Below are 22124 nucleotides of genomic sequence, written 5' to 3'. Positions count from 1 at the left end.
CAAGGCCGGCGCAGGAAGCTCACAGGAACGGCAGCATCCAGTGGTCCACCATCAGGAACGCGAACAGCGCCATCAGGTAGACGATGGAGTAGCCGAACATCTTCATCGAGAACAGCTCATCCGGCGGGTTGAGCATGCGCCAGGCGTACCAGAGGAATACGGCGTTGAGCACTATCGCGCCGCCCAGGTAGAACAGCCCGCTCATGCCCACCACCGTGGGCAGGATGCTGACGATGGCCAGCACGATGGAATACGCCATGATCGACTTGCGGGTGTACGCCACGCCATGGGTGACCGGCAACATCGGGATCTTGGCCTTGGCGTAGTCTTCGCGGCGGAAGATTGCCAGCGCCCAGAAATGCGGCGGGGTCCAGATGAAGATGATCAGCACCAGCAACGATGCATACGCCCAGTCCCACGGGCCCTGCATGCCGGTGATGGCCGCCCAGCCCAGCAGCGGCGGGGTGGCGCCGGCGAGACCGCCGATGACGATGTTCTGCGAGGTGGCGCGCTTGAGGTACACGGTGTAGATCACCGCGTAGCCGATCAGCGAGGCGAAGGTCAGCACGGCGGTGATGACGTTCACCCAGAGCACCAGGATGGTCATCGACAGCACGATGAGCGCGCCGGCAAACACCAGCACCTGCCACGGCTTGACCTTGCCCACCACCAGTGGCCGCCACGAGGTGCGCGCCATCTGCGCGTCGATCTGCGCGTCCAGCAGCTGGTTGATGGCCGCCGCGGCCGAGGCCGCCAGCCAGATGCCGAGGAAACCCAGCGCGCCGCGCACGGCCTGCTCGGCGGTGGGCAACGCGGGGATGGCCAGGAACATGCCCACCAGCGCGGTGAACACGATCAACGCCACGACCTTCGGCTTGGTCAGGTCCCAGTACTGCCGCACGCTCATGGTGTCGCCCCAGCGGCTTCATCCACCACGTCGGAAGGCGCGCGCAGGCGCGCCATCAGCGTGACCAGCACGAACAGCAGGGCGACCGCGCCGCCGCTGTGCGCCACCGCCACTTCCAGCGGCACCGCCAGCTTCACGTTGAGAATGCCCAGGGTGATCTGCGCCACCACCAGCAGCCCCAGCGCACTGGCCCAGCCGCGCATGCTCGGCAGCCGGTACAGGCGCACCGCCAGCCACAGCAGGTACACCGCCACCACGATCGCGAACATGCGGTGCGCCATCTGGATCGCGATGCGCGAAGCGCCATCGAGCACGCCCCCTTCGTAATCCACGCCGATGCCACGCCACAGCGTGAAGCCTTCCTTGAAGTCGTGCTGCGGCCACCACTGGCTGACGCAGCGCGGGAAGTTATCCAGCGAGGCACTGCCGCCACCGCAGGCCAGCGCGGCGTAGTTGGCGCTCACCCAGCCACCCAATGCGATCTGCATGACCAGCACGGCCACGCCGATGCGCAGCAGCCACTTCAGCTTCGGCGCCTGCACCAGGGTGATCGGCATGTGCGTGGCGCGCCAGGCCATCCACACCAGCAGCCCGAACATCAGCATGCCACCGAGCAGGTGGCCCATCACCACGATGGGCTTGAGCAGCAGGGTCACCGTCCACATGCCCAGCAGCGCCTGGAAGATCACCACCGCCAGCGTCAGCAAGGCCGCGCGTGAGAGGTCGATGTTGTTCCAGCGCAACGCGGCGATCAGCAGGATCACTTCGCCGGTGATGGCCAGGATGCTGGCCAGGACATGCATGCCCATCATGTACAACGGGATGCCGGTGGCCACCAGCACGCACGCGGTAACCACGGCGGTGGTGCCCCAACGCCGGCGGCGCGTGGCCAGCAGGGCCAGGGTGAGGATTTCAATGCCCAGCGCGCCTGCCAGGAAACGGTGCACCTGCTCGCGCCACGCCTTGTGGGTTTCCAGCGGGCGGATCTTGGCCGCTTCGTGGCCGATCACTTCCTGCGCATGCTGCGGCCAGGTCACGCGGCCATAGCAGGTCGGCCAGTCCGGGCAGCTCAGGCCGGCATCGGACAGGCGCACGAACGAACCAAACATGATCGTGCTGGCCGTCATGATCAGGGCGAACCACGCCAGACGGTGGAAATTGCGATGCAGCGCCGGGCGCGCGGTGGGGTTCATCAAACGGAACTCACTTCAGTTTCAACAGCGTGGCCATGTCCTTGCGCAGACCGGCCAATTCGAATCCCGGCGCATACCGCATGATCACGAACCCGTTCGGGTCGATGACATACACAGGCGTGCCGGCGGCGTCATCCACGGCGGGCAACACGGCACGCAGGTTCGGCTGGGGGGCCAGCACGCGCAGGGCGGGAAAGCCCTGGACCTCGGCCGGCGGCGTACCCAGCCACAGGATCTCGACATTATCGGCCCTATGGCCGAACAGCTGCCACACCTTGTCCAATCCCTGCGACAAAGTGACGCACTCGGCCGCGCAGCCCGGGGCCGGCGCCACCAGGATGCGCCAGACATGGGCATCAGGGTTCCACGGGTACGGTTGGCCGTTGGCCAGGGTGGGCGGCAGCGCGCGCGCGTCCACCGCCGGGGTGAACACTTCGCCGGTGTTGCGGTGGGCGGCCGGCTGCCAGCCGGCGAAGCGCAGCACGCCGGCCAGCGCCATGGCCCCGAAGAACAGGCCGAACAGGGCTACCAGGGTCCAGCGGCCACGGTTGCGGGCCTTGAGCTGTTCCGGGGTGATGGCATTCATGCGTGGGATTTTCTCATGGAAGAAGGGGGCGTGCCGGGCGCCGCCGGCGCCATTCGAGGACGAGGGCGACGATCAGCACGGTCAGGGCCAGGCCGAACCACTGCACGGCGTAGCCGAGGTGGCGGCTGGGCGGCAGGGTGTTGGGCAGCAGCTCCAGGTCGCGGGCATAGCCGCCGGGCAGCGCGGGATCCAGGCGCAGTACCGGGCCCTTCAGGCTGCCCGCGGGCAGTGCCAGCGTGGAGGCGACGTCATCGGGCGGCATGCGGTTGGCCAGCCACACACCCGGTTGCGGGGTCGCGGTGACTGCCGGGCCCAGCACGATCCCGCTGGCCGGCGGCGGCGCCAGCAGGCCGGCCACCTGGGCGGGGCCGTCGCGCGGCACGATGGCCGGCAGGGTGCGGTCGCCCGGCATCGGCAGCCAGCCCAGGTCCACCAGCACCACCGCGCCGCCATCGCTGCGGAACGGCTGGTACACCTTGATGCCGGCGCGGCCTTCGCGGGTCTGGTTGTCCAGCAGCACGGTGCCGGGGAGGAAGTGGCCGTGGTCTTCCACCCAGCGCAGCTGCACCGGTGCAGCCTGCGCCTGGGCCAGGCTGAGGGTCTGCGCACGGGCCGGCAGCTGCTGGTCCAGCAGCGCCTGTTTTTCATGCATCCGCTGCAGCTGCCAGCGGCCCAGCTGGCAGAACGCCAGGATCACCAGCACGGCGACGACCCAGCCGATCAGGCGCGTGTGCTTGCGCATCATGACAACGCCGGCAAAACGCGGTCAGATAGGCATACCCGCCCTGCCCTCGAGCTGCGCATGAATGATTCGTTGAAGACCCTGCTGGTAATCGCGTTTCTGATCGTCATCGTCTGGAATCTGGGCGCGGGGCTGTATTACCTGCTGGTCGACCGTGGCCAGACCAAACGCACGGTCAATGCGCTCACCCGCCGCATCGCGGTATCGGTAGCGCTGATCGTGCTGGTGGCCATCGGCATCTACAGCGGCTGGATCAAACCCCACGGCGTGGGCGGCTGATACCGCCCGACGCTACAGCACGTAGACGAACAGGAACAGCATCAGCCACACCACGTCGACGAAGTGCCAGTACCACGCGGCGGCCTCGAAACCGAAGTGGTTGTCGCGGGTGAAGTGGCCCTTGGCCGAGCGCAGCCACATCACGATCAGCATGATCGTGCCCAGCAGCACGTGCGCACCGTGGAAGCCGGTGAGCATGAAGAACGTGGAGCCGTAGATGCCCGAGCCCAGGGTGAGGTTGAGCTCCTTGTAGGCGTGGATGTATTCCTCGGCCTGCAGGGTGAGGAAGAACGCGCCCAGCAGCACGGTGATGCCCAGCCACACCAGCAGCTGGCGGCGGTGGCCGGCCTTGAGCGCGTGGTGGGCGATGGTGAGGGTGACGCCTGAGGTAAGCAGGATAAGCGTGTTGATCAGCGGCAGGCCCCAGGCCGGAATGGTCTGGAAGTGGCCGCCGATGGCGCCCGGGCCGTTGGTCGGCCAGGCGGCCGAGTAGCCATCCCAGAGCAGTTCGTTGGTCATCACCCCGTCGCCCTCGCCGCCCAGCCACGGCAGGCCCAGGTTGCGGGTGTAGAACAGCGCGCCGAAGAAGGCACCGAAGAACATCACTTCGGAGAAGATGAACCACACCATGCCCATCCGGAACGAGCCGTCGACCTGGTGGTTGTAGTTGCCGGCCTGCGATTCGCGCACGACGTCGCTGAACCACCAGAACAGGGTCAGCACCAGCATGGCGATGCCGGCGTAGAAGGTCCACTTGCCCCAGCCGGCATCATTGAGCCAGCTGGCCACGCCCACCATGGTGACCATCATCGCGATGGAGCCGATGAAGGGCCACTTGCTGTGGGTGGGCACGAAGTACACGTTGGCGTCTGGGCTGTGCTGGGTGGCCATGATCGGTATCCGGGTACGTATCAGGGTGCCGAGCGCGCGGTGGCCGGCGGGGTCGCCGTGGCCAGCTGCGCCGACAGCGCGTCGTTCTTGTAGAACGTGTAGGACAGGGTGATGGTCTTGATGTTGGCTGGCAGGTCCGGGTCGACGATGAAACGCACCGGCATGTCGCGTTTCTCGCCGGCCACCAGGGTCTGCGCGGTGAAGCAGAAGCATTCGGTCTTGCTGAAGTAACCCGAGGCCTTGGCCGGGGCCACCGACGGCACCGCGCTGCCCACCAGCGCGTGGTCGCTGTCATTGCGCGCGTAGTACAGCGCTTCGTTGAGTTCGCCGGGCACCACGTCCATGGTCAGCTGTTCGGGGTGGAAGGCCCACGGCAGTTTGGAGTTCACGCCGCCATCGAACTGGACGCGCACGGTGCGCTTGGCTGCGCCGGGCGCACCCACCGCCGCCGCACCGGGGCCACGCTCCAGCCGCACCCCGAATACCTTTTCGCAGGCGATGCGATACAGCGGCACCAGCGAAAAGGTGAGCACGAACACCGCCACCGCCACCGCGATCAGGCGCGGCAGCCCGGCATGCGGTGCGGGGCGGGTCTCGCTCATCGGCCCAGCACCCCGCTCAGGATGAAGCCGACATAGACCAGGATCGCGACCGCACCGACCCACAGCGCGGTGCGCCGTGCGCGTTGGCGGCGGGCAGCCAGATCCTGTTGATGGACATCATGCATGGCGGACCTCAATGGGTGATGTCGTCGTGGGCCAGATCGCCCGGGCGGATGGTCGGCGGTACGGTGAAGGTATGCGCCGGTGCCGGTGACGGAACCGTCCATTCCAGCCCGCGTGCACCTTCCCAGGCGCGGTCAGCGGCCTTTTCGCCGTTGCGCAGCGAGGCGATCAGGATCGCAGCCATCATGAACGGGGTCACGAACATGCCGAACGCGCCAATGGAGCTGATCAGGTTCCAGTCGGCAAACGCCACGCTGTAATCGGGAATGCGGCGCGGCATGCCGGCCAGGCCCAGGAAGTGCTGCGGGAAGAACAGCAGGTTCACGAAAATGATGGACCACCAGAAGTGCACCTTGGCCCAGAACTCGCTGTACATGCGCCCGGTCCACTTCGGCCACCAGTAGTACACCGCGCCGATCAGCGCGAACACCGCGCCGGTGACCAGCACGTAGTGGAAGTGCGCCACCACGAAGTAGGTGTCGTGGTACTGGAAGTCGGCCACCACGATGGCCAGCATCAGGCCGGAGAAGCCGCCGATGGTGAACAGGATCACGAAGGCGACCGCCCACAGCATGGGCGCTTCGAAGGTGAGTGAACCGCGCCACATGGTGCTCACCCAGTTGAACACCTTCACCCCGGTGGGGATGGAGATCAGCATGGTGGCGAACATGAAGTAGATTTCGCCGCCCAGCGGCATGCCCACGGTGAACATGTGGTGGGCCCAGACGATGAAGGACAGGAAGGCGATCGCGGCGATCGCGTAGACCATGGCCTGGTAACCGAACAGCGGCTTGCGGCTGAAGGTGGGGATGATTTCACTGACCACGCCGAACGCCGGCAGGATCATGATGTACACCTCCGGGTGGCCGAAGAACCAGAAGATGTGCTGGAACATCACCGGGTCGCCGCCGCCGGCCGCGTTGAAGAAGCTGGTACCGAAGAACTTGTCGGTGAGCAGCATGGTCACCGCACCGGCCAGCACCGGCATCACCGCGATCAGCAGGAAGGCGGTGATCAGCCAGGACCAGCAGAAGATCGGCATCTTCAGCAGGTCGATGCCCGGCGCGCGCATGTTGAGCACGGTGGCAATGATGTTGATCGCGCCCATGATCGAACTGATGCCGGCCACGTGGATGGCGAACACGGTGAACGCCACGTTGTAGCCGCCCTGCAGCGACAGCGGCGGGTACAGGGTCCAGCCGCCGGCCGGCGCGCCGCCGGGCAGCAGGAAGGTGAGCAGCAGCAGGCTGAAGGCCACCGGCAGCAGCCAGAACGACCAGTTGTTCATGCGCGGCAGCGCCATGTCCGGCGCGCCCACCTGCAGCGGGATCATCCAGTTGGCCAGGCCGACGAAGGCGGGCATGACGCCGCCGAAGATCATCACCAGCGCATGCACGGTGGTGAGCTGGTTGAAGGTTTCCGGCTTCACGAACTGCAGGCCAGGCTGCATCAGCTCGGCGCGGATGATCACGCTCATCGCCGCGCCGATGATGAACATGATGAAGCTGAAAAGCAGGTAGAGCGTGCCGATGTCCTTGTGGTTGGTCGAGAAGAACCAACGTTCGAAGAACGACTGCTGATGCCCGTGATGCCCGTCGTGATCAACTGCGGAATGCGCCATCGCCACACCACCTCGTTGGTTCGGTATCAGCGCGCGCCATGCGGCGCGCGCGGTTCGTATCAGGCGTTTTCAGGCGCCGGTGCAGCTGCGGGTGCAGCCTCGGGTGCGGGCGCCGCCGGGTCTGCGGGCGCAGGGGCGGCTTCCGGTGCGGCCGGTGCCGGCGCCGGATCGGGCGCCTTGGGCCGCTTTCCGGCCAGCCACTTCTGGAAATCTTCCTTGGACACCGCTTCCACCACGATGGGCATGAAGCCATGGTCCTTGCCGCACAGTTCGGCACACTGGCCGCGGTACACGCCGACCTTCTCGATATTGGTCCAGGCTTCGTTGACGAAACCGGGAATGGCGTCCTGCTTCCAGCCCAGCGCGGGCACCCACCACGCGTGGATCACGTCATCGGAAGTGATGACGAAACGCACCTTGGTGTCGACCGGCAGCACCAGGCGGTTGTCCACGTCGAGCAGGTAATGCGGGTGGCTTTCGCGGTCGGGTACCTTGCCGCTCTGCCGGACCCGGTCGGATTCGCGGTCCAGGCGGCTGGTGAAGGTGACGTCTTCACCCAGGTATTCGTACTTCCACATCCACTGGTAGCCAGTGACCTTGACGGTCATTTCAGCATCGCGGGTGTCGTAGAACTTGATCAGGTTGGCCGTGGCCGGCCACGCCATCACCACCAGGATGATCACTGGAATGACCGTCCAGACGATCTCGGCCCTGGTGTTGTGGCTGAAGGTGGCGGCGACCGCCCCCTTGGATTTGCGGAACTTGAAGATGGCATAGAACATCGCGCCGAATACCAGCACGCCGATGACCGTACACACCCACAGGGAGAACATGTTGGATTCCCAGGCCAGCCGCGAGCTCTGGGTGACCCCCTTGCCCATGTTCAGCTGCCACGGAACCGGGTCGGCCGATTGAGCCCACGCCAGTGCCGGCGCCATCAGCGCTGCCCCACACCCCACTGCCTTTGCGAACTGCGTGCCCCACTTTCTGCGTTGCTTCATTGCCTAGACCCTTAGCGTCGTCGGTTGCAGCCATCGCTGGCCACTAGCAAGCCTTCTGGTTCTCTTCCCGCCGACGATCAGCCCCCACCCCATGGGGGTATGCACTGAACACCGGCGATCGACCGGGTGCGGATTCATCTCCGCAAACACCGTTCATTCGAGCGCCCGTGGGGGACGCGTGTTCCTGCCGCAGGAAACGTCTCGATGGTAGCCCTGATCTCGCGCGACCGGCAAGGGTCCATTCACAGTTTTGACAATGGTGCAATACAGCATAAGCATCGGCAGCTGTTTTGACGAAATCGGCACAGTTTTTAACGACACCGCTGGATCCGCCGAATCCCCCTGTATGAAAGGCTATGACCGTAATCGGCGACGCATCTCCGATTGCTTTCACGGATGAAAAATCGATTAAAATGGTCAAGTTTTCCACGAGCCAACCGGCATGACCGCACCTTCCGCGCTTCCCCCTGCCCCGGCCCCGTCCGGCGCCTCCCGCCCGCCGCTGCTGTCCCCCGAGCTGCCGGTTGTTCCCAATGCGTTCCGCCAGGCCATCACCGATGCCTGGATGAAGGACGAGGCCAGCCACGTGCGCGAGCTGCTGGCGCAGGCGCGGCTGCCCGCCGACGAGCAGGCGAAGGTGCAGGCCACCGCCGCCGATCTGGTCAAGCGCGTTCGCGTGCGTGCCAAGGACCAGGGCGCGATCGAAGCCTTCATGCGCCAGTACGACCTGGGCAGCGAGGAAGGCGTGCTGCTGATGTGCGTGGCCGAAGCGCTGCTGCGCATTCCGGACCAGGAGACCGCCGACAAGCTGATCCGCGACAAGCTCGGCGAAGCGGACTGGAAGAAGCACCTGGGCGGCAGCGATTCGGTGCTGGTCAACGCCTCCACCTGGGGCCTGATGCTCACCGGCCACATCGTGCAGATCAACGACTCCACCCGCGCCGACGTACCGGGCGCGTTCGCGCGCCTGATGGGCCGCGTGGGTGAGCCGGTGATCCGCCTGGCCGTGCGCCAGGCGATGAAGATCATGGGCCACCAGTTCGTCATGGGCCGCACCATCGACGAAGCGCTGTCTCGCTCGCACAAGGGCGACAACGCCAGCTACCGCTATTCGTTCGACATGCTTGGCGAAGGCGCGCTGACCATGAAGGACGCCAAGCGTTACCTGGAAGACTACCGCCGCGCGATCCACTCCATCGGTGGCGACCACAAGGCCCGTGGTGGCCGCCCGGATGGCGACGTCAATTCGGCCCCGGGCATTTCCATCAAGCTGTCGGCGCTGTACCCGCGCTACGAACACGCCAAGCGTGCGCGCGTGATGGCCGACCTGGTCCCGGGCGTGCTGGAACTGGCACGACTGGCCAAGTCGTACGGCATCGGCTGCACGGTGGATGCCGAGGAAACCGACCGCCTGGAACTGTCGCTGGACATCATCGAAGCGGTGGTGAGCGATGCCTCGCTGGCCGGCTGGGAAGGCTTCGGCGTGGTGGTGCAGGCGTACCAGAAGCGCACCCCGTACACGATCGATTACCTGGCCGACCTGGCCCGCCGCATCGGCCGTCGCCTGCAGGTGCGCCTGGTCAAGGGCGCGTACTGGGATGCGGAAATCAAGCGCGCCCAGATCGACGGCCTGCCGGCCTACCCGGTGTTCACCCGCAAGCAGAACACCGACGTGTCCTACCTGGCCTGTGCCAAGCGTCTGTTCACCCATGCCGATGCGATCTACCCGATGTTCGCCACGCACAACGCGCACACCATCGCGGCGGTGCAGGCGATCGCGCAGGGTGGCCAGTACGAACACCAGAAGCTGCACGGCATGGGTGATGACCTGTACGCCGAAGTGGTGCCGGCCAACCGCCTGAACGTGCCGTGCCGCGTGTACGCCCCGGTGGGTTCGCACGAAGACCTGCTGCCGTACCTGGTGCGCCGCCTGCTCGAGAACGGCGCCAACTCCAGCTTCGTCAACCGCATCACCGACGACGCGGTGGCCATCGACGACCTGATCCGCGATCCGGTCGAAGCCGTGGCCTCGTTCGATTCCATTCCGCACCCGAAAATCCCGCTGCCGGTTGACCTGCTGCGCAGCCAGAACCACGACAGGAAGAACTCCATGGGCGTCAATCTCGCCAACGACAACGATCTGCGCGCCCTGGCCGAGCAGCTCAACGCTGCGGTGAAGCCGTGGCAGGCCGCTCCGCTGGTCCCGGGTGCACAGCCCACCGGCGCGCTGTTGAACGTGGTCAACCCGGCCGATACGCGCCAGGTGGTGGGCCAGTGGCAGCCGGCCGACAGCGCCACCGTGGAAAAGGCCCTGGCCAACGCCGTGGCCGCCCAGCCGCAGTGGAACCGCACCCCGGCCGCCAGCCGCGCCGCGATCCTCGAGCACGCTGCCGACCAGCTGGAAGCCCGCCTGCCGGAATTCATGGCGCTGTGCGTCAAGGAAGCCGGCAAGAGCCTGCCCGACGGCATCGCCGAAGTGCGCGAAGCGGTGGACTTCCTGCGTTACTACGCCAAGCAGGCGCGCGAGCAGTTCGGCCATGCCGAGAAGCTGCCCAGCCCGACCGGTGAATCCAACGAACTGCAGCTGCATGGCCGCGGCGTGTTCGTGTGCATCAGCCCGTGGAACTTCCCGCTGGCGATCTTCCTGGGCCAGGTCAGCGCCGCGCTGGCCGCCGGCAACAGCGTGATCGCCAAGCCGGCCGAACAGACCAACCTGATCGGCTACTACGCGGTGAAGCTGCTGCTGGACGCCGGCGTGCCCGAAGGCGTGGTGCAGTTCCTGCCCGGCGACGGCGCCACCGTGGGTGCCGCGCTCACCGCCGACCCGCGCGTGGCCGGCGTGGCCTTCACCGGTTCGACCGATACCGCGCGCGCGATCAACCGTGCGATGGCGGCCCGTGATGCTGCAATCGGCGTGCTGATCGCCGAAACCGGCGGCCAGAACGCCTTCATCGCCGACTCCTCGGCGCTGCCGGAACAGCTGGTCAAGGATGCGATCGGTTCGGCGTTCACCTCGGCCGGCCAGCGCTGCTCGGCTGCGCGCGTGCTGTTCGTGCAGGACGACATCGCCGACAAGGTGATGACCATGCTGGCCGGTGCGATGGCCGAGCTGAAGATCGGCGACCCGGGCCTGCTGTCGACCGACGTCGGCCCGGTGATCGATGCCGATGCGCTGCAGATCCTGCAGGAACATGCGGTGCGCATGGAGAAGGAAGCGCGCCTGATCGCCGCTGCCGAGCTCAGCGAAGCGGCCGCGCACGGCACCTTCTTCGCGCCGCGTGCGTATGAGCTGAAGAACCTGGACCAGCTGCACAAGGAAATCTTCGGGCCGGTGCTGCACGTGATCCGCTGGAAGGGCGACCAGCTCGATGCGGTGATCGACCAGATCAACGCCACCGGCTACGGCCTCACCCTGGGCGTGCATTCGCGCATCGACGAAACCGTGGACCGCATTTCCTCGCGGGTGAACGTGGGCAACGTGTACGTCAACCGCAACCAGATCGGTGCGGTGGTGGGCGTGCAGCCGTTCGGCGGCCAGGGCCTGTCGGGCACCGGCCCGAAGGCCGGCGGCCCGCACTACCTGCTGCGTTTTGCCACCGAGAAGACCGTCACCGTGAACACCACCGCGGCCGGTGGCAATGCGTCGCTGCTGACGTTGGGCGATTGATCGACGTGGTGATGGTTTGAACGAAAAACCCCGCGAAAGCGGGGTTTTTTGTGGGTGATGCCGACGCCGTCACTCGGCGTGGATGGCCTCGATTTCATCGCGCATGAGCAGTTCTTCGCCCATGTAGCGCTCGAATTTGATGCGGCCGAACCCCGGTGCGTACCAGGCTTCCATGCGGTTGTCTTCAAAGGTCGCGCTGACGTGGCAGGTGTCCTTGAAGGTGCGCGGCTGGTCGTCGACCGTGGCCTCCACGTCTTCGAAGCCGACGAAGGTGTAGTCGTTGAAGCCGTCGTACTCCACCGGCTCCACCGTTTCTTCCACGTGGTGGGTGCGTTCGCCGCTGCCGTTGACCACGAAGCGCTCGCCCGGCCTGGCGGTCTGCGGGAAGGTCGGCGCGGGCTTGAAGGTATCGGTCATCACCGGCCGGGAGGCGTCGCCACCCCAGGCGGAGATGCCGTAGCGGTCCTGGCCCAGCAGCTGGCGGCCGCTGGCATCGTAATAGGCGGCCGTACCGACGCCACCACCGGCGCTCTGCACGCGGATGGCCTGCTGGCCGGCGAACTCCGCCTTCTCGATGGTCAGGGTTTCATCGCCGGTGGAGAAGCGCAGGCCCGGGGTGAGGGTGAAGCAGGTGGCGAAATCGGCGGCGGCGAAAGCCGGCGCGGCCAGCGCGGAGAGGGCGAAGGCCAGGGTGGAACGAAGCAGAACGGGCGACATATGGTTTCCTTGTCATGGATCGTGAAGCGGTTCCTGCGCCGCAGGCGGCATCCGGCCGGCTGCACGCGGACCGGGATTGTACGGGGCTGTGGCATGATCCGGCCATGCGCCCAAATGTCCTGCCGTTGCTGTTGGCGATGTTCCTGTCCACCGTTCCGGCGGCCATGGCGGCGGCCAACGAGCGCGTGCTGGTGTTCACCAGTACCGCCAAGTTCCGCCACGATTCCATTCCCACTGCCGTGAGCACGCTGCGCCTGCTGGCCGAGCGCGAGCGGATGGCAGTGGACCAGAGCGAAAACGCGGCCGATTTCAACGACGCCAACCTGGCCCGCTACCGGGTGGTGGTGTTCGCCAACACCACCGGCGATGTGCTCGATGCCACCCAGCAGCAGGCGATGGAGACCTTCATCCGCGCGGGTGGCGGGTTCATGGGCGTGCATTCGGCCGCCGACACCGAGTACGACTGGCCCTGGTATGGGCAGCTGGTGGGCGCGTACTTCAAGAACCACCCCGAAGGCCTGCAGTTCAGCCGCGTGCAGCCGGAGCGCGAGGGCAAGCCGCAGGGCACCTCGTGGCCGGTACGCGACGAGCTGTACAACTTCCGCAGCAACCCGCGTGGGGCCGTGCAGGTGACCGCCACGGTGGACGAGCGCATGTACCAGGGCGGCACGATGGGTGCCGACCACCCCATTGCGTGGTGCCACCGGTTCGATGGCGGGCGCAGCTGGTACACCGGCCTGGGGCATGACACCGGCCTGTACCGCAACCGCGATTTCCTGGCGCACCTGCGGCAGGGCCTGTTGTACGCCGCAGGGCGTTCGCCCGCGTGCGGGTAGAGCCGACTGTCAGTCGGCTGCCGTTCGCATGACGCCGTAGACCGCGCGTAGAGCAGCCGACTAACAGTCGGCTCTACCGGTGTGGTTTCGCATCCGCGTCCGCATCCGGTTTCGCATCCGGTTGCCGACCCACAACGCAGAAGGCCCCGCTTGCGCGGGGCCTTCCGTCTGTTACGCGGCGCGAACGCCGTGGATCAGAACTTGTAGTTGAACGATGCAGCCAGCACGTCGCCGCGGACCTTGTACTTGCCGGTCAGCGAGTTGCCCTGGTTGTTGGTGGTGGCCGGCACGATCAGGTTCGGGTCGCTGGTGAACAGGTGGGTGTAACCGAAGTTGTATTCGGTGTTCGCCGACGGGGTCCAGCCCACGCCCAGCGACAGCCACTTGCGGCTGGTGTCCGGCACGCGGACGTCGCGGTGCGCGTCGGTGGTCGGGGTCTGGTCGTACGCCACGCCGCCACGCAGGGTGACGGTGTCGCTCAGCTTGAAGTCGGTACCCAGCGAGACGAAGGTCGTGTCGCGGTAGCCGAATTCCAGCACCGAGTCCGGCTGCGCCGAAGCGTAGTCGATGGTGACCTGGTCGAACGCGGTCGACCAGGCAGTGCGGGTGACATCACCCATCACGGTCCAGCGGTCGTTGACGTTGTGGGTCACGCTCAGGGTGGCCGACGCCGGCAGGGTCAGGGTGGCCTTGCCCGAGGTGCTCACGAAGCGGCCCGGCTGGGCCACGGCCAGCACGGCAGCAGCGTTGGCCGGCACGTCGAAGGTGGCATCACCGCCGGTGATCTTGTGCTCGACCTTGGAACGGTAGCTGATGCCGATGTGGGTGTTCTCGTCCGGGCTGAACAGACCGCCGATGGTCCAACCCACGGCGTTGTTGTCGCCTTCGACGGTCAGCTTGCCATCGGCGCTGCCCGGGGCGAAGCCCGGCACGCGGGACTGGGCCAGCGCGGTGCCGAAGTCGATGTTGTTGCTCAGTTCGATGGTCAGGTGCTCAACGAACACCGACGCGCCGAAGGACACGTACGGGTTGACGTCGTACGAGGCGGCAAAGCCGAGGTCGATCGCCTTCAGGTCGGTCTTCAGGCCGCTGTAGCGACCCACCCAGCCGTTGTCGTAGTCGGTCTTGAAGCCGAACGGAGCGGTCAGCGACACGCCGAAGTGGGCCTGTTCGCCGATCGGCATGTGGAAGTACGCGGCCGGAACCGGCGCGATCATGCCGGCGTCGCCGCCGTCACCGCCGGTCTGCGGCTGGCCGGTCGGCTTGCGGCCGGTGCCTTCGTATTCGGCCTTGAAGCTGATGGCGCTCAGGTCGCCCTGGATCTGCATGCCTTCCAGCTGGCGCATGCCGGCCGGGTTGACGGCGATGATCGAGGCGTCGCCCTGGGCGCTGCCCGAACCAGCGAAGGCGCGGCCGAGGCCCTTGGCGCTGTTTTCCTTCAGCTGGAAGGCGGCGGCGTTGACGTGGCCAACGGCCAGGACACCGGCGATGCCGACAGCGAGGGCGGTGACGCGAGCGAGGGTGGAAGCGGTATGCATCTTTTGTTCTCTCCGGAAATGCGTGTGGTTTGGCAACGCGCGCCTGCGCTGTCCCAGGCCCCGAAGGACTTGACACAACGCGCCGGATTCCCCTCCCGACATACGACGCCGTATGCGAGTATACCCAGACCAGTTAATGAAACAATAACGCGATCACCCTTTCCGGCTATTCAGGCTGAACGCGTCTTCGCTCCTTCAGGCGCGTCGCCGCGCTAGGCTAGCGCCCACGCATGTTCGTCTCGCTCCCCTCCCGCAAGAAGTCCGCCGTCCGCTGGGCGACGCCCCTGCTGTTCGCGACGCTGTGGGCCGCATTCTTGTGGTCGATCTCGCGGCCGGGCGATGCCCGGCGCAGCCTGTGGATGGACTGGGGCGCGCTGTCCACCGGGCTGACCCGGCCGCTGGACTGGTGGGCGACCTTCGAGGACGGCAGCGTGCTGCGGCTGTTCACCGCGCTGTTCCTGCACGCGGACTGGTCGCACCTGCTGGGCAACCTGGTGTTCCTGCTGATCTTCGGGCTGCCCGCCGAACGGGTGCTGGGGCCGTGGCGGCTGATCCTGCTGTTCCTGGTGGGCGGGGCGATCTCCAACCTCACCGCGATCTACACGATGGGCAGCCCGGACCAGATCATCATCGGCGCCAGTGGCGCGGTGTCGGCGCTGATCGGGGCGTACCTGGCCCTGTTCCCGGGCGCGCGGCTGGGGGTGGTGATCCCGCTGGGGCTGTTCCTGGAATTCGTGCGGGCGCCGGCCTACCTGCTGATCGGGGTGTGGGCGGGGCTGCAGGTGGTGTTCGCTTACATCGGCCCGACCTTCGGCATGGTGGCCTGGTGGGCACACATTGCCGGGTTCGTGTTCGGGCTGGTGTATGGGGTGTACGTGCGCGCGGCGATCGCGCGGCGGTTGCGGAAGCGGCACGGGTTTTAAGCGTGCGCCGCAGGCTGGTAGGGTCGCATCCCAATCGACCGCCGTGGTACCCGCCGCGTTCGATGTCGGCATGAACATCGGCGGATCCGGCTGTTACGCCGTTCAACGCAATGCGTTACCGGGCGTTGCACCGTTATCGGCAGTCGTTTGGGAACCGACTCTACCAGCGGGTGCACCCGTCACGGCGTGGGTGCAGGTTCCGGCTTCGGCTTTGCTTCCGGCTTCGGCTTTGCTTCCAGCTTGGGCGCCGGCTTCTTCGCCGCGTCGGCCTTCTGCTTTGCAGCCACCGAACCGGGCTGCTTCAGCTCGGCCAGTGCGTCGTTGATCGGGCCGTCGCCGGGCAGTACGTCGCCGGCCTGGTAGCCTTCGCCGCCTTCTTCGTCACCGCGCAGGTGGCCCGGCAACGTCGCTTCGCTGTAATCGGACAGGCTGGCCGGCAGGTCGTCGTCTTCGCCTGGCTTCTTCTCCGGCACCAGCACCACGTCGGGCACGATACCGGTGGCCTGGATCGATTTGCCGCTTGGGGTGTAATAGCGCGCGGTGGTCAGCTTGACCGAATCGCCGTTGTCCAGCGGCAGCACGGTCTGCACCGAGCCCTTGCCGAAGGTGCGGCTGCCGATCACGCGGGCACGGCCGTTGTCGCGCAGTGCGCCGGCCAGCACTTCCGAGGCGCTGGCCGAACCGGCATCGGCCAACACCACCACCGGCGCACCCTTGAGCAGGTCGCCGGGCGTGGCATCGAAGCGCGCGTCGCTGATCGCGATGCGGCCACGGGTGCTGACGATGTTGCCCTTTTCCAGCAGGTCGTCGGCGACCTGCACTGCCGCAGTGAGCAGGCCACCGGGGTTGCTGCGCAGGTCCAGCACCAGCCCCTTGAGCTTGCCGCCGGCCTGCTGCTGCAGCTGGCCCACGTGCTTCTGGAAATCGGCACCGGTATCGGCCTGGAAGGTGCTCAGGCGCACGTAGCCATAGCCGGGTTCCAGCATGCGGCTGCGCACGCTGGTGACGCGGATGGTTTCGCGGGTGATCGGCACGTCGAACGGCTTGGCTTTGCCCTCGCGCAGGATGGTGAGGATCACCTTGCTGCCGGCCTTGCCACGCAGCGGCTCGGTGGCTTCGATCGCGCTGATCGGCTTGCCGTCGATGGCGATGATCAGGTCGCCGGCCAGGATGCCGGCCTTGGCCGCCGGGGTGTCGTCGATCGGCGAGATGACTTTGAGGCTGCTGTTGTCGGGCTGCTGCTGCAGCTCCACGCCGATGCCTTCATAGGCACCTTCGGCCTGTTCGTCGAAGGCTTCGGCATCTTCCTTGTCGAAGTAGGTGCTGTGCGGGTCCAGGTCCAGCAGCAGGCCGCGGATGGCGGACTGCATCAGCTTCTTGTCGTCCACCGGCTCGACATACGCGGCACGTACCGCGTTGTAGACGGCGACGTAACGGCGGATTTCATCCAGCGGCACGCGCGAGGTCACCGCCTCTTCGGTGGAGGCTGCATCGCCGCCGCGTTCCGGAACCTGGGCGGTCTGCTGCGCCCATGACAGCGCCGGCACCAGGGCCAGCAGCAGGGTGGCGGAACGGGCTACGCGCATGAAGCACTCCAGGTTGAGCGGGGGACGGGACCACACGCACCGATGATGCGTGGCCCGATTATGCGCGAAGGCACGGTAAATTCCCGTTGAACGGGGCTACCGGCGCTGCAGCCACGACGACGGATCCACCGGCTGCCCGTTACGCCGCAATTCAAAATACAGCGCGGTAACGCCCTGCCCGCCCGAGTTGCCGACCTTGGCCACGGCATCGCCCTTCTTCACCGTGCCGCCGGCATCGCGCAGCAGCGTGTCGTTGTGCGCGTAGAGGCTCATGTAGCCATTGCCGTGATCCACGATCAGGATCATGCCGTAGCCGGTCATCCAGTCGGAGAACACCACGGTGCCATCGGCGACGGCGGTAACGGTGCTGCCGGCAGGCGCGCTGATCAGCACACCACTGCTGGTGCGCCCGTCCGGCAGCTTGCCGCCGTAACGCGCCAGCAGGTTGCCCGACAGCGGCCAGCCCAGCCCGCCCACCTTGGGCGCCGGCGCCGAGGCGACGGCTGGCGGGGTCTTGCCCGGGCGCGGCGGCGGCTTGGTGCCACTGGCGGCGGCAGCGCGTTCGGCTTTTTCAGCAGCTGCCTTCTCGGCGGCAGCGCGGCGCGCCGCGGCACGCCGCTCGGCTTCGGCGCGCGCGGCGGCGGCGCGCAGGTTGGCCAGCAGGGTTTCCAGCGCCTTGGCATCCTGGCCCAGCGCTTTTTCGCGTTCGCTGCGGTCCTTGTAGCGTTCGTCCAGGCTGGCCACCGTCTCGGCGCGCGTGCGGCGGTCCGCAGCCAGGCTGGCGGCCTGTTGTTTCTGCTGCTGGCGGGTGCCTTCCAGCGCCTGGCGGCGTTCGGCGATCTGCGCCTCCAGCGATTCCAGTTCGGTCAGGTCGGCGGTCAGCGCGCCGATGCGCCGCGCGCGTTCGCGCTGCAGGTAACGGTGGTAGGCCAGCGTGCGGTTGGCATCGGCCACCCGGTCCTGCGACAGCAGCAGCTTCAACGGTGCGTTGTTGCCAATACGGTAGGCGGCGCGCAGCAGCGAGGCCAGCTCCTGGCGCTGCTGCTGCAGGCCCGCCTGCAGTTCGCTGCGGCGCTGCTGCGCCTCCTGCAGGGCGCGAGTTTCGCGCTGCAGCGCGGTTTCAGTCTCGGCCAGCACGCGGCCGGTGCGGGCGACCTTCTCGTCGGCCTCGCGCAACTGGCGCGAGGCCTGCCCGCGCTGGCCTTCCAGCGTGCGTCGTTCCTGGGCGACACCCTTCAGCTCGGTGCGCAGCTTCTGCAGCTTGCGCTCGGCGTCCTTCGGGTTCTGCGCGGCCAGCGGTGCAGCGCCGATCATCGCCAGGATCAATGCCAGCGCCGACAGCGCCACCGGCCAACGCGAGCTACGGCCGTGCCCAGCGGTCGGATTGTTATTCCCGCGTGAGGAAAAGACGTTGGGGCGCAAGGGCTTTCCAGTGACTTCAGGCAGATGCGGATTGCAGCGCTGCATGGTGACATTCCTGAAGGCGGCCTGCCAGCCGCATACCCGGACGAGGCACCCATGAAACGTTTCCCGCTACCGCTGCTGATTGCCCTGGTGCTGCCCTGCGCGCCCGCCTTCGCCAGCGATGGCATCAGCAAGGTCAATGGCAGCATCACCGCCAGCGCCGGCCAGACCTACGGCGACCTGGACACCGTCAATGGTGGAATCACCGTCGAGGGCGGCGCCGAGGCCGGCGACATCCAGACCGTCAACGGCGGCATCCAGGTGGATGATCGCGCCCGCACCCGTGGCATCTCGACAGTCAACGGCGGCATCAAGATCGGGCAGCGCGTCGTGGTCGATGGCGATGTCGAAACCGTCAACGGCAGCATCTTTGTCGACCGTGGCACCCGCATCGACGGTGGCGTGGAAACCGTCAACGGCGGCATCGGTCTGGTGGAGACGCGGCTGTCCCAGGGCATCGAGACGGTCAACGGCGACATCACCGTCGGCATCGGTTCGGTGGTCGAGGGCGGCATCCACGTCAACAAGCCCAGCTTCAGCCTGTCGCTGCGCGCCGGACGCAAGCCGCGCGTGATCATCGGCCCGAATGCGGCGGTCAACGGCCCGCTGCACTTCGAGCGCGAGGTCACCCTGTACGTGCATCGCAGCGCGCACATCGGTCCGGTCGAGGGCGCCCAGCCCGTGCCGTTCGACACCGACGCCGCGCCGAACGATTGATACTCTTCCATCCGGTGCCCGCGCACCGGCCCTTTGTCTCCAGGAATCGATGATGTCCCGCAAACTTCTGTTGTGCCTGGCCGCCACCGCCGCGCTGACCGCGTGCAAGGGCGAGACCACTGCACCGGCGGCCGCGCCGGCTGCTGATACCGCTCCGGCCGCCGCCGGCCACGCCTTCTCGGCCGAGATCAACGCCGGCGACTTCGGCGAGCTGGTCAAGACCCTGTCGTCGGACGAGTTCGAAGGCCGCGCGCCGGGCAGCACCGGCGAAGACCGCACGGTGGAGTACATCCGCGACCAGATGCAGCGCATCGGCCTGCAGCCGGGCAACGGCGACAGCTGGTTCCAGGAGGTGGCGATGACCGAAACCACCGCCGATGAGAGCACCGCGCTGAAGCTGGACCAGGCCGGCAAGCAGCGCGACCTGAAGTTCGGCACCGACATGGTGATCGGCACCCGCAGTGGCCAGAAGGAAGTGAAGATCGACGGCAGCGACCTGGTCTTCGTCGGCTACGGCGTGGATGCGCCGGAGCAGAAGTGGAACGACTACGCCGGCCAGGACTGGAAGGGCAAGACGGTAGTGATGTTCGTCAACGACCCGGGCTTCCACGTCAATGACGAGAAGCTGTTCGATGGCAAGCGCATGACCTACTACGGGCGCTGGACCTACAAGTTCGAAGAAGCCGCCCGCAAGGGCGCTGCCGCGGCGCTGATCGTGCATGACACCGCCGGTGCTTCGTACGGTTGGGACGTGGTCAAGAACTCGTGGGCCGGCCCACAGTACGACCTGCCGGCCAAGGATGATCCCGAACCCCGCCTGCCGGCGCAGGGCTGGCTGAGTGCCGAAGCGGCGCGCCAGCTGTTCGCCGATGCCGGGCTGGACCTGGACCAGGCCTACAAGGATGCCAACAAGCGCGGCTTCAAGCCGGTGCCGCTGAAGGCGAAGATCTCGCTGGACCTGAAGAGCACCATCGCTGAAAAGAAGTCGCGCAACGTGGTCGGCGTGCTGCCGGGCACCAAGCATGCCGACGAGGCCGTGCTGTACATGGCGCACTGGGACCACCTGGGCAAGCATGAAGGCGAGCAGGGCGACAACATCTACAACGGTGCCATCGACAACGCCACGGGCGTAGCGGGCATCCTGGAGATCGCGGACGCGATGGCGCATGAGCAGCCCGCGCCGGAGCGTTCGGTGGTGTTCCTGGCGGTGACGCTGGAAGAATCGGGTCTGTTGGGGTCGAAGTACTACGTGAACCACCCGACCTTCCCGCTGGACAAGATTGCCGGCGTGATCAACATCGACGCAATGTCGGTGGCCGGCAAGGCCAAGGACCTGACCGTGACCGGCTTCGGCAGCTCGCAGCTGGAGGACATCCTCAAGCCGCTGGCGGCGGAGAAGGGTCGCACGCTGCACGGCGAAACCTCGGTGCAGAGCGGCTTCTACTTCCGTTCGGACCACTTCAACTTCGCCAAGGCCGGCGTGCCGGCGCTGTATGCCGACGGGGGCGAAGACCTGCTTGACGGCGGCGTGGACGCAGGCCGCAAGGCGGCTGAGGCGTATGGCCGCGACCGGTACCACGGCCCCAAGGACGAGTACGACGCCAGTACCTGGAAGCTGGACGGCACCGTGGAAGACCTGGAGCTGCTGCACGGCGTGGGCAAGGCCATCGCAGTGGGCGGCCAGTGGCCGAACTGGTACGAGGGCAACCCGTTCAAGGCAGCCCGCGACGAGATGATGAAGGGCAAGACCGAGGCGGCTGCGGCGGCTCCGGCTGCGAAGTAAGCCTGGCCCACATCGCTGGTTGAAAGGAAGCGGCGCCTTTGGCGCCGCTTCTTTTTTGGGGTCACTCGGTAGCGGAGGGCCACCGCGTCCAGCAATGCGGGTACTCGCCTGCCTTTGTAGCGAGTCCCGAACGAACCGGGTTCTCGATCAGGTAGTTGGCCTGTGTGAGTAAAGATTCGTCTGAGCGGATGCAGTGATCGTAGAAGCCCCGTTGCCACAACGAGCCCTCGCTGCCTCGATGCAGATTGACTGCACGAGAGGAGCGGGATTTGAAGGCCTGCACGCAGCGGCTGATGTTCCCGTTGCCGAGCTGCATCAACCAATGAACATGGTCGGGCATGACCACCCAGGCAAGCGTACGTGAGCGATGCTCGCGATCGGAGCAGCGAAGTGCCTCGACCACGCATTCGACGGTGGCGTCATCGACAAAGATCGATTCGCGGCCGGCCACTACGGTGGTGAGCATGTAGTACGCGCCCTGAAGGGAGCGGCGGCCGATGAGGAGGCGTGGACTGGGCATGGCCAAAGAGTGGTATTTCCCCATGGCCGGTGGTATCCGGGAAGTCGCAATCAAGTCGTCAGGAGACCCCGGTAGGGTCGCATCCCAATCGACCGCCGAGGTGGTGATTACCGCATTGGGGCATGACCATGAACGCAGGCAACGCGTTTCGATTCGGGTCCATGCGTCACCGTGCCGATCACCGTTATCGGCAGTCGGTTGGGAATCGACCCTACCGCCGCCCGGCCCGTCGCGGTGGGTGCCGACCGTTGGTCGGCACACATCGATCATCCCAACACGGTAGGTGCCAACCGTTGGTCGGCACGCTTTGACGCAAAGAAAAAACCCCGCTGCGTGAGCAGCGGGGTTTTTGGGTGTAAACCCTGGCGATGACCTACTCTCGCATGGCTTGAGCCACACTACCATCGGCGCAGCTGCGTTTCACTTCC

20 protein-coding genes are annotated in these 22124 nt (G+C 66.5%); 6 read left to right on the top strand and 14 right to left on the bottom strand.

Annotated features, from left to right (window positions below; genetic code table 11):
* Window positions 1-19: 19 nt before the first annotated feature.
* The 4 genes from cyoE to V9K91_RS18155 are packed head-to-tail and all read right to left on the bottom strand — an operon-like array spanning window position 20 to window position 3431.
* Entirely contained in the window at window positions 20-907 is an 888-nt protein-coding gene (gene cyoE / locus V9K91_RS18170) for a heme o synthase (RefSeq protein ID WP_210132159.1), read from the bottom strand.
* Window positions 904-2100, bottom strand: coding sequence for a COX15/CtaA family protein (locus V9K91_RS18165; protein ID WP_093532972.1), 1197 nt, complete (start codon window positions 2098-2100; stop codon window positions 904-906). The genes cyoE and V9K91_RS18165 overlap by 4 nt, the downstream gene beginning before the upstream one ends.
* 10 nt (window positions 2101-2110) lie before the next feature.
* The gene (locus tag V9K91_RS18160) at window positions 2111-2686 is read right to left on the bottom strand and encodes a hypothetical protein (RefSeq protein ID WP_093532971.1); all 576 of its coding nucleotides are present in this window, start codon (window positions 2684-2686) and stop codon (window positions 2111-2113) included.
* A 13-nt stretch (window positions 2687-2699) separates the two neighbouring features.
* A complete protein-coding gene (locus V9K91_RS18155; RefSeq protein WP_336443484.1) occupies window positions 2700-3431 on the bottom strand; it encodes an SURF1 family protein in 732 nt (243 codons plus the stop codon).
* Window positions 3432-3488: 57 nt separating this feature from the next.
* Between V9K91_RS18155 and V9K91_RS18150 the strand changes: the two genes are divergently transcribed.
* Window positions 3489-3707, top strand: a complete 219-nt coding sequence (locus tag V9K91_RS18150; protein ID WP_068848753.1) for a twin transmembrane helix small protein — start codon at window positions 3489-3491, stop codon at window positions 3705-3707.
* 12 nt (window positions 3708-3719) lie between these two features.
* On the opposite strand, the gene V9K91_RS18145 is transcribed toward V9K91_RS18150, so the two are convergent.
* The 5 genes from V9K91_RS18145 to coxB are packed head-to-tail and all read right to left on the bottom strand — an operon-like array spanning window position 3720 to window position 7945.
* On the bottom strand, window positions 3720-4598 hold the full coding sequence (locus tag V9K91_RS18145) for a cytochrome c oxidase subunit 3 (protein WP_068848751.1): 879 nt from the start codon (window positions 4596-4598) through the stop codon (window positions 3720-3722).
* 20 nt (window positions 4599-4618) lie between these two features.
* Window positions 4619-5200, bottom strand: a complete 582-nt coding sequence (locus V9K91_RS18140) for a cytochrome c oxidase assembly protein (RefSeq protein WP_068848749.1) — start codon at window positions 5198-5200, stop codon at window positions 4619-4621.
* Window positions 5197-5325 (bottom strand): hypothetical protein, encoded by a 129-nt coding sequence (locus V9K91_RS18135; protein WP_256947664.1) that lies wholly within the window; start codon window positions 5323-5325, stop codon window positions 5197-5199. Before V9K91_RS18135 ends, V9K91_RS18140 begins: the two co-directional genes overlap by 4 nt.
* An 8-nt stretch (window positions 5326-5333) precedes the next feature.
* Window positions 5334-6944, bottom strand: coding sequence for a cytochrome c oxidase subunit I (ctaD, locus tag V9K91_RS18130; RefSeq protein ID WP_068848748.1), 1611 nt, complete (start codon window positions 6942-6944; stop codon window positions 5334-5336).
* A gap of 59 nt (window positions 6945-7003) precedes the next feature.
* Window positions 7004-7945, bottom strand: coding sequence for a cytochrome c oxidase subunit II (gene coxB, locus V9K91_RS18125; RefSeq protein ID WP_217538214.1), 942 nt, complete (start codon window positions 7943-7945; stop codon window positions 7004-7006).
* 442 nt (window positions 7946-8387) lie between these two features.
* On the opposite strand from coxB, the gene putA reads away from it, so the two are divergent.
* Window positions 8388-11612, top strand: a complete 3225-nt coding sequence (gene putA / locus V9K91_RS18120; protein WP_336443483.1) for a bifunctional proline dehydrogenase/L-glutamate gamma-semialdehyde dehydrogenase PutA — start codon at window positions 8388-8390, stop codon at window positions 11610-11612.
* A gap of 69 nt (window positions 11613-11681) precedes the next feature.
* On the opposite strand, the gene V9K91_RS18115 is transcribed toward putA, so the two are convergent.
* Window positions 11682-12329 carry a hypothetical protein gene (locus V9K91_RS18115; protein WP_336443482.1) on the bottom strand — a complete coding sequence of 216 codons (648 nt, stop codon included), beginning with the start codon at window positions 12327-12329 and terminating at the stop codon, window positions 11682-11684.
* Window positions 12330-12433: 104 nt separating this feature from the next.
* Here V9K91_RS18115 and V9K91_RS18110 point away from each other — a divergent pair, with 104 nt between their 5' ends.
* Window positions 12434-13165, top strand: a complete 732-nt coding sequence (locus V9K91_RS18110) for a ThuA domain-containing protein (RefSeq protein WP_307107586.1) — start codon at window positions 12434-12436, stop codon at window positions 13163-13165.
* Window positions 13166-13359: 194 nt separating this feature from the next.
* Here V9K91_RS18110 and V9K91_RS18105 read toward each other — a convergent pair whose 3' ends face one another.
* A complete protein-coding gene (locus V9K91_RS18105) occupies window positions 13360-14703 on the bottom strand; it encodes an outer membrane protein transport protein (RefSeq protein ID WP_249833623.1) in 1344 nt (447 codons plus the stop codon).
* 230 nt (window positions 14704-14933) lie between these two features.
* Here V9K91_RS18105 and V9K91_RS18100 point away from each other — a divergent pair, with 230 nt between their 5' ends.
* Window positions 14934-15626 carry a rhomboid family intramembrane serine protease gene (locus V9K91_RS18100; protein WP_068848738.1) on the top strand — a complete coding sequence of 231 codons (693 nt, stop codon included), beginning with the start codon at window positions 14934-14936 and terminating at the stop codon, window positions 15624-15626.
* Window positions 15627-15805: 179 nt separating this feature from the next.
* On the opposite strand, the gene V9K91_RS18095 is transcribed toward V9K91_RS18100, so the two are convergent.
* Complete coding sequence (locus V9K91_RS18095) at window positions 15806-17212, bottom strand: S41 family peptidase (protein ID WP_336443481.1); 1407 nt, start codon at window positions 17210-17212, stop codon at window positions 15806-15808.
* 96 nt (window positions 17213-17308) lie between these two features.
* Window positions 17309-18526 (bottom strand): peptidoglycan DD-metalloendopeptidase family protein, encoded by a 1218-nt coding sequence (locus V9K91_RS18090; protein ID WP_237334340.1) that lies wholly within the window; start codon window positions 18524-18526, stop codon window positions 17309-17311.
* A 204-nt stretch (window positions 18527-18730) separates the two neighbouring features.
* Here V9K91_RS18090 and V9K91_RS18085 point away from each other — a divergent pair, with 204 nt between their 5' ends.
* Window positions 18731-19393 carry a hypothetical protein gene (locus V9K91_RS18085; RefSeq protein ID WP_217538208.1) on the top strand — a complete coding sequence of 221 codons (663 nt, stop codon included), beginning with the start codon at window positions 18731-18733 and terminating at the stop codon, window positions 19391-19393.
* A 52-nt stretch (window positions 19394-19445) separates the two neighbouring features.
* Window positions 19446-21176, top strand: coding sequence for a M28 family metallopeptidase (locus tag V9K91_RS18080; RefSeq protein ID WP_336443480.1), 1731 nt, complete (start codon window positions 19446-19448; stop codon window positions 21174-21176).
* Window positions 21177-21237: 61 nt separating this feature from the next.
* On the opposite strand, the gene V9K91_RS18075 is transcribed toward V9K91_RS18080, so the two are convergent.
* A complete protein-coding gene (locus tag V9K91_RS18075) occupies window positions 21238-21642 on the bottom strand; it encodes a transposase (protein WP_336443479.1) in 405 nt (134 codons plus the stop codon).
* Between the last annotated feature and the right edge of the window lie 482 nt (window positions 21643-22124).

It is taken from the genome of Stenotrophomonas sp. CCNWLW57 (assembly GCF_037203925.1).
Taxonomy (GTDB): domain Bacteria; phylum Pseudomonadota; class Gammaproteobacteria; order Xanthomonadales; family Xanthomonadaceae; genus Stenotrophomonas; species Stenotrophomonas rhizophila_A.
The sequence above is the reverse complement of the archived record's forward strand: the minus strand, read 5'-3'. Positions and strand labels throughout refer to the sequence as shown.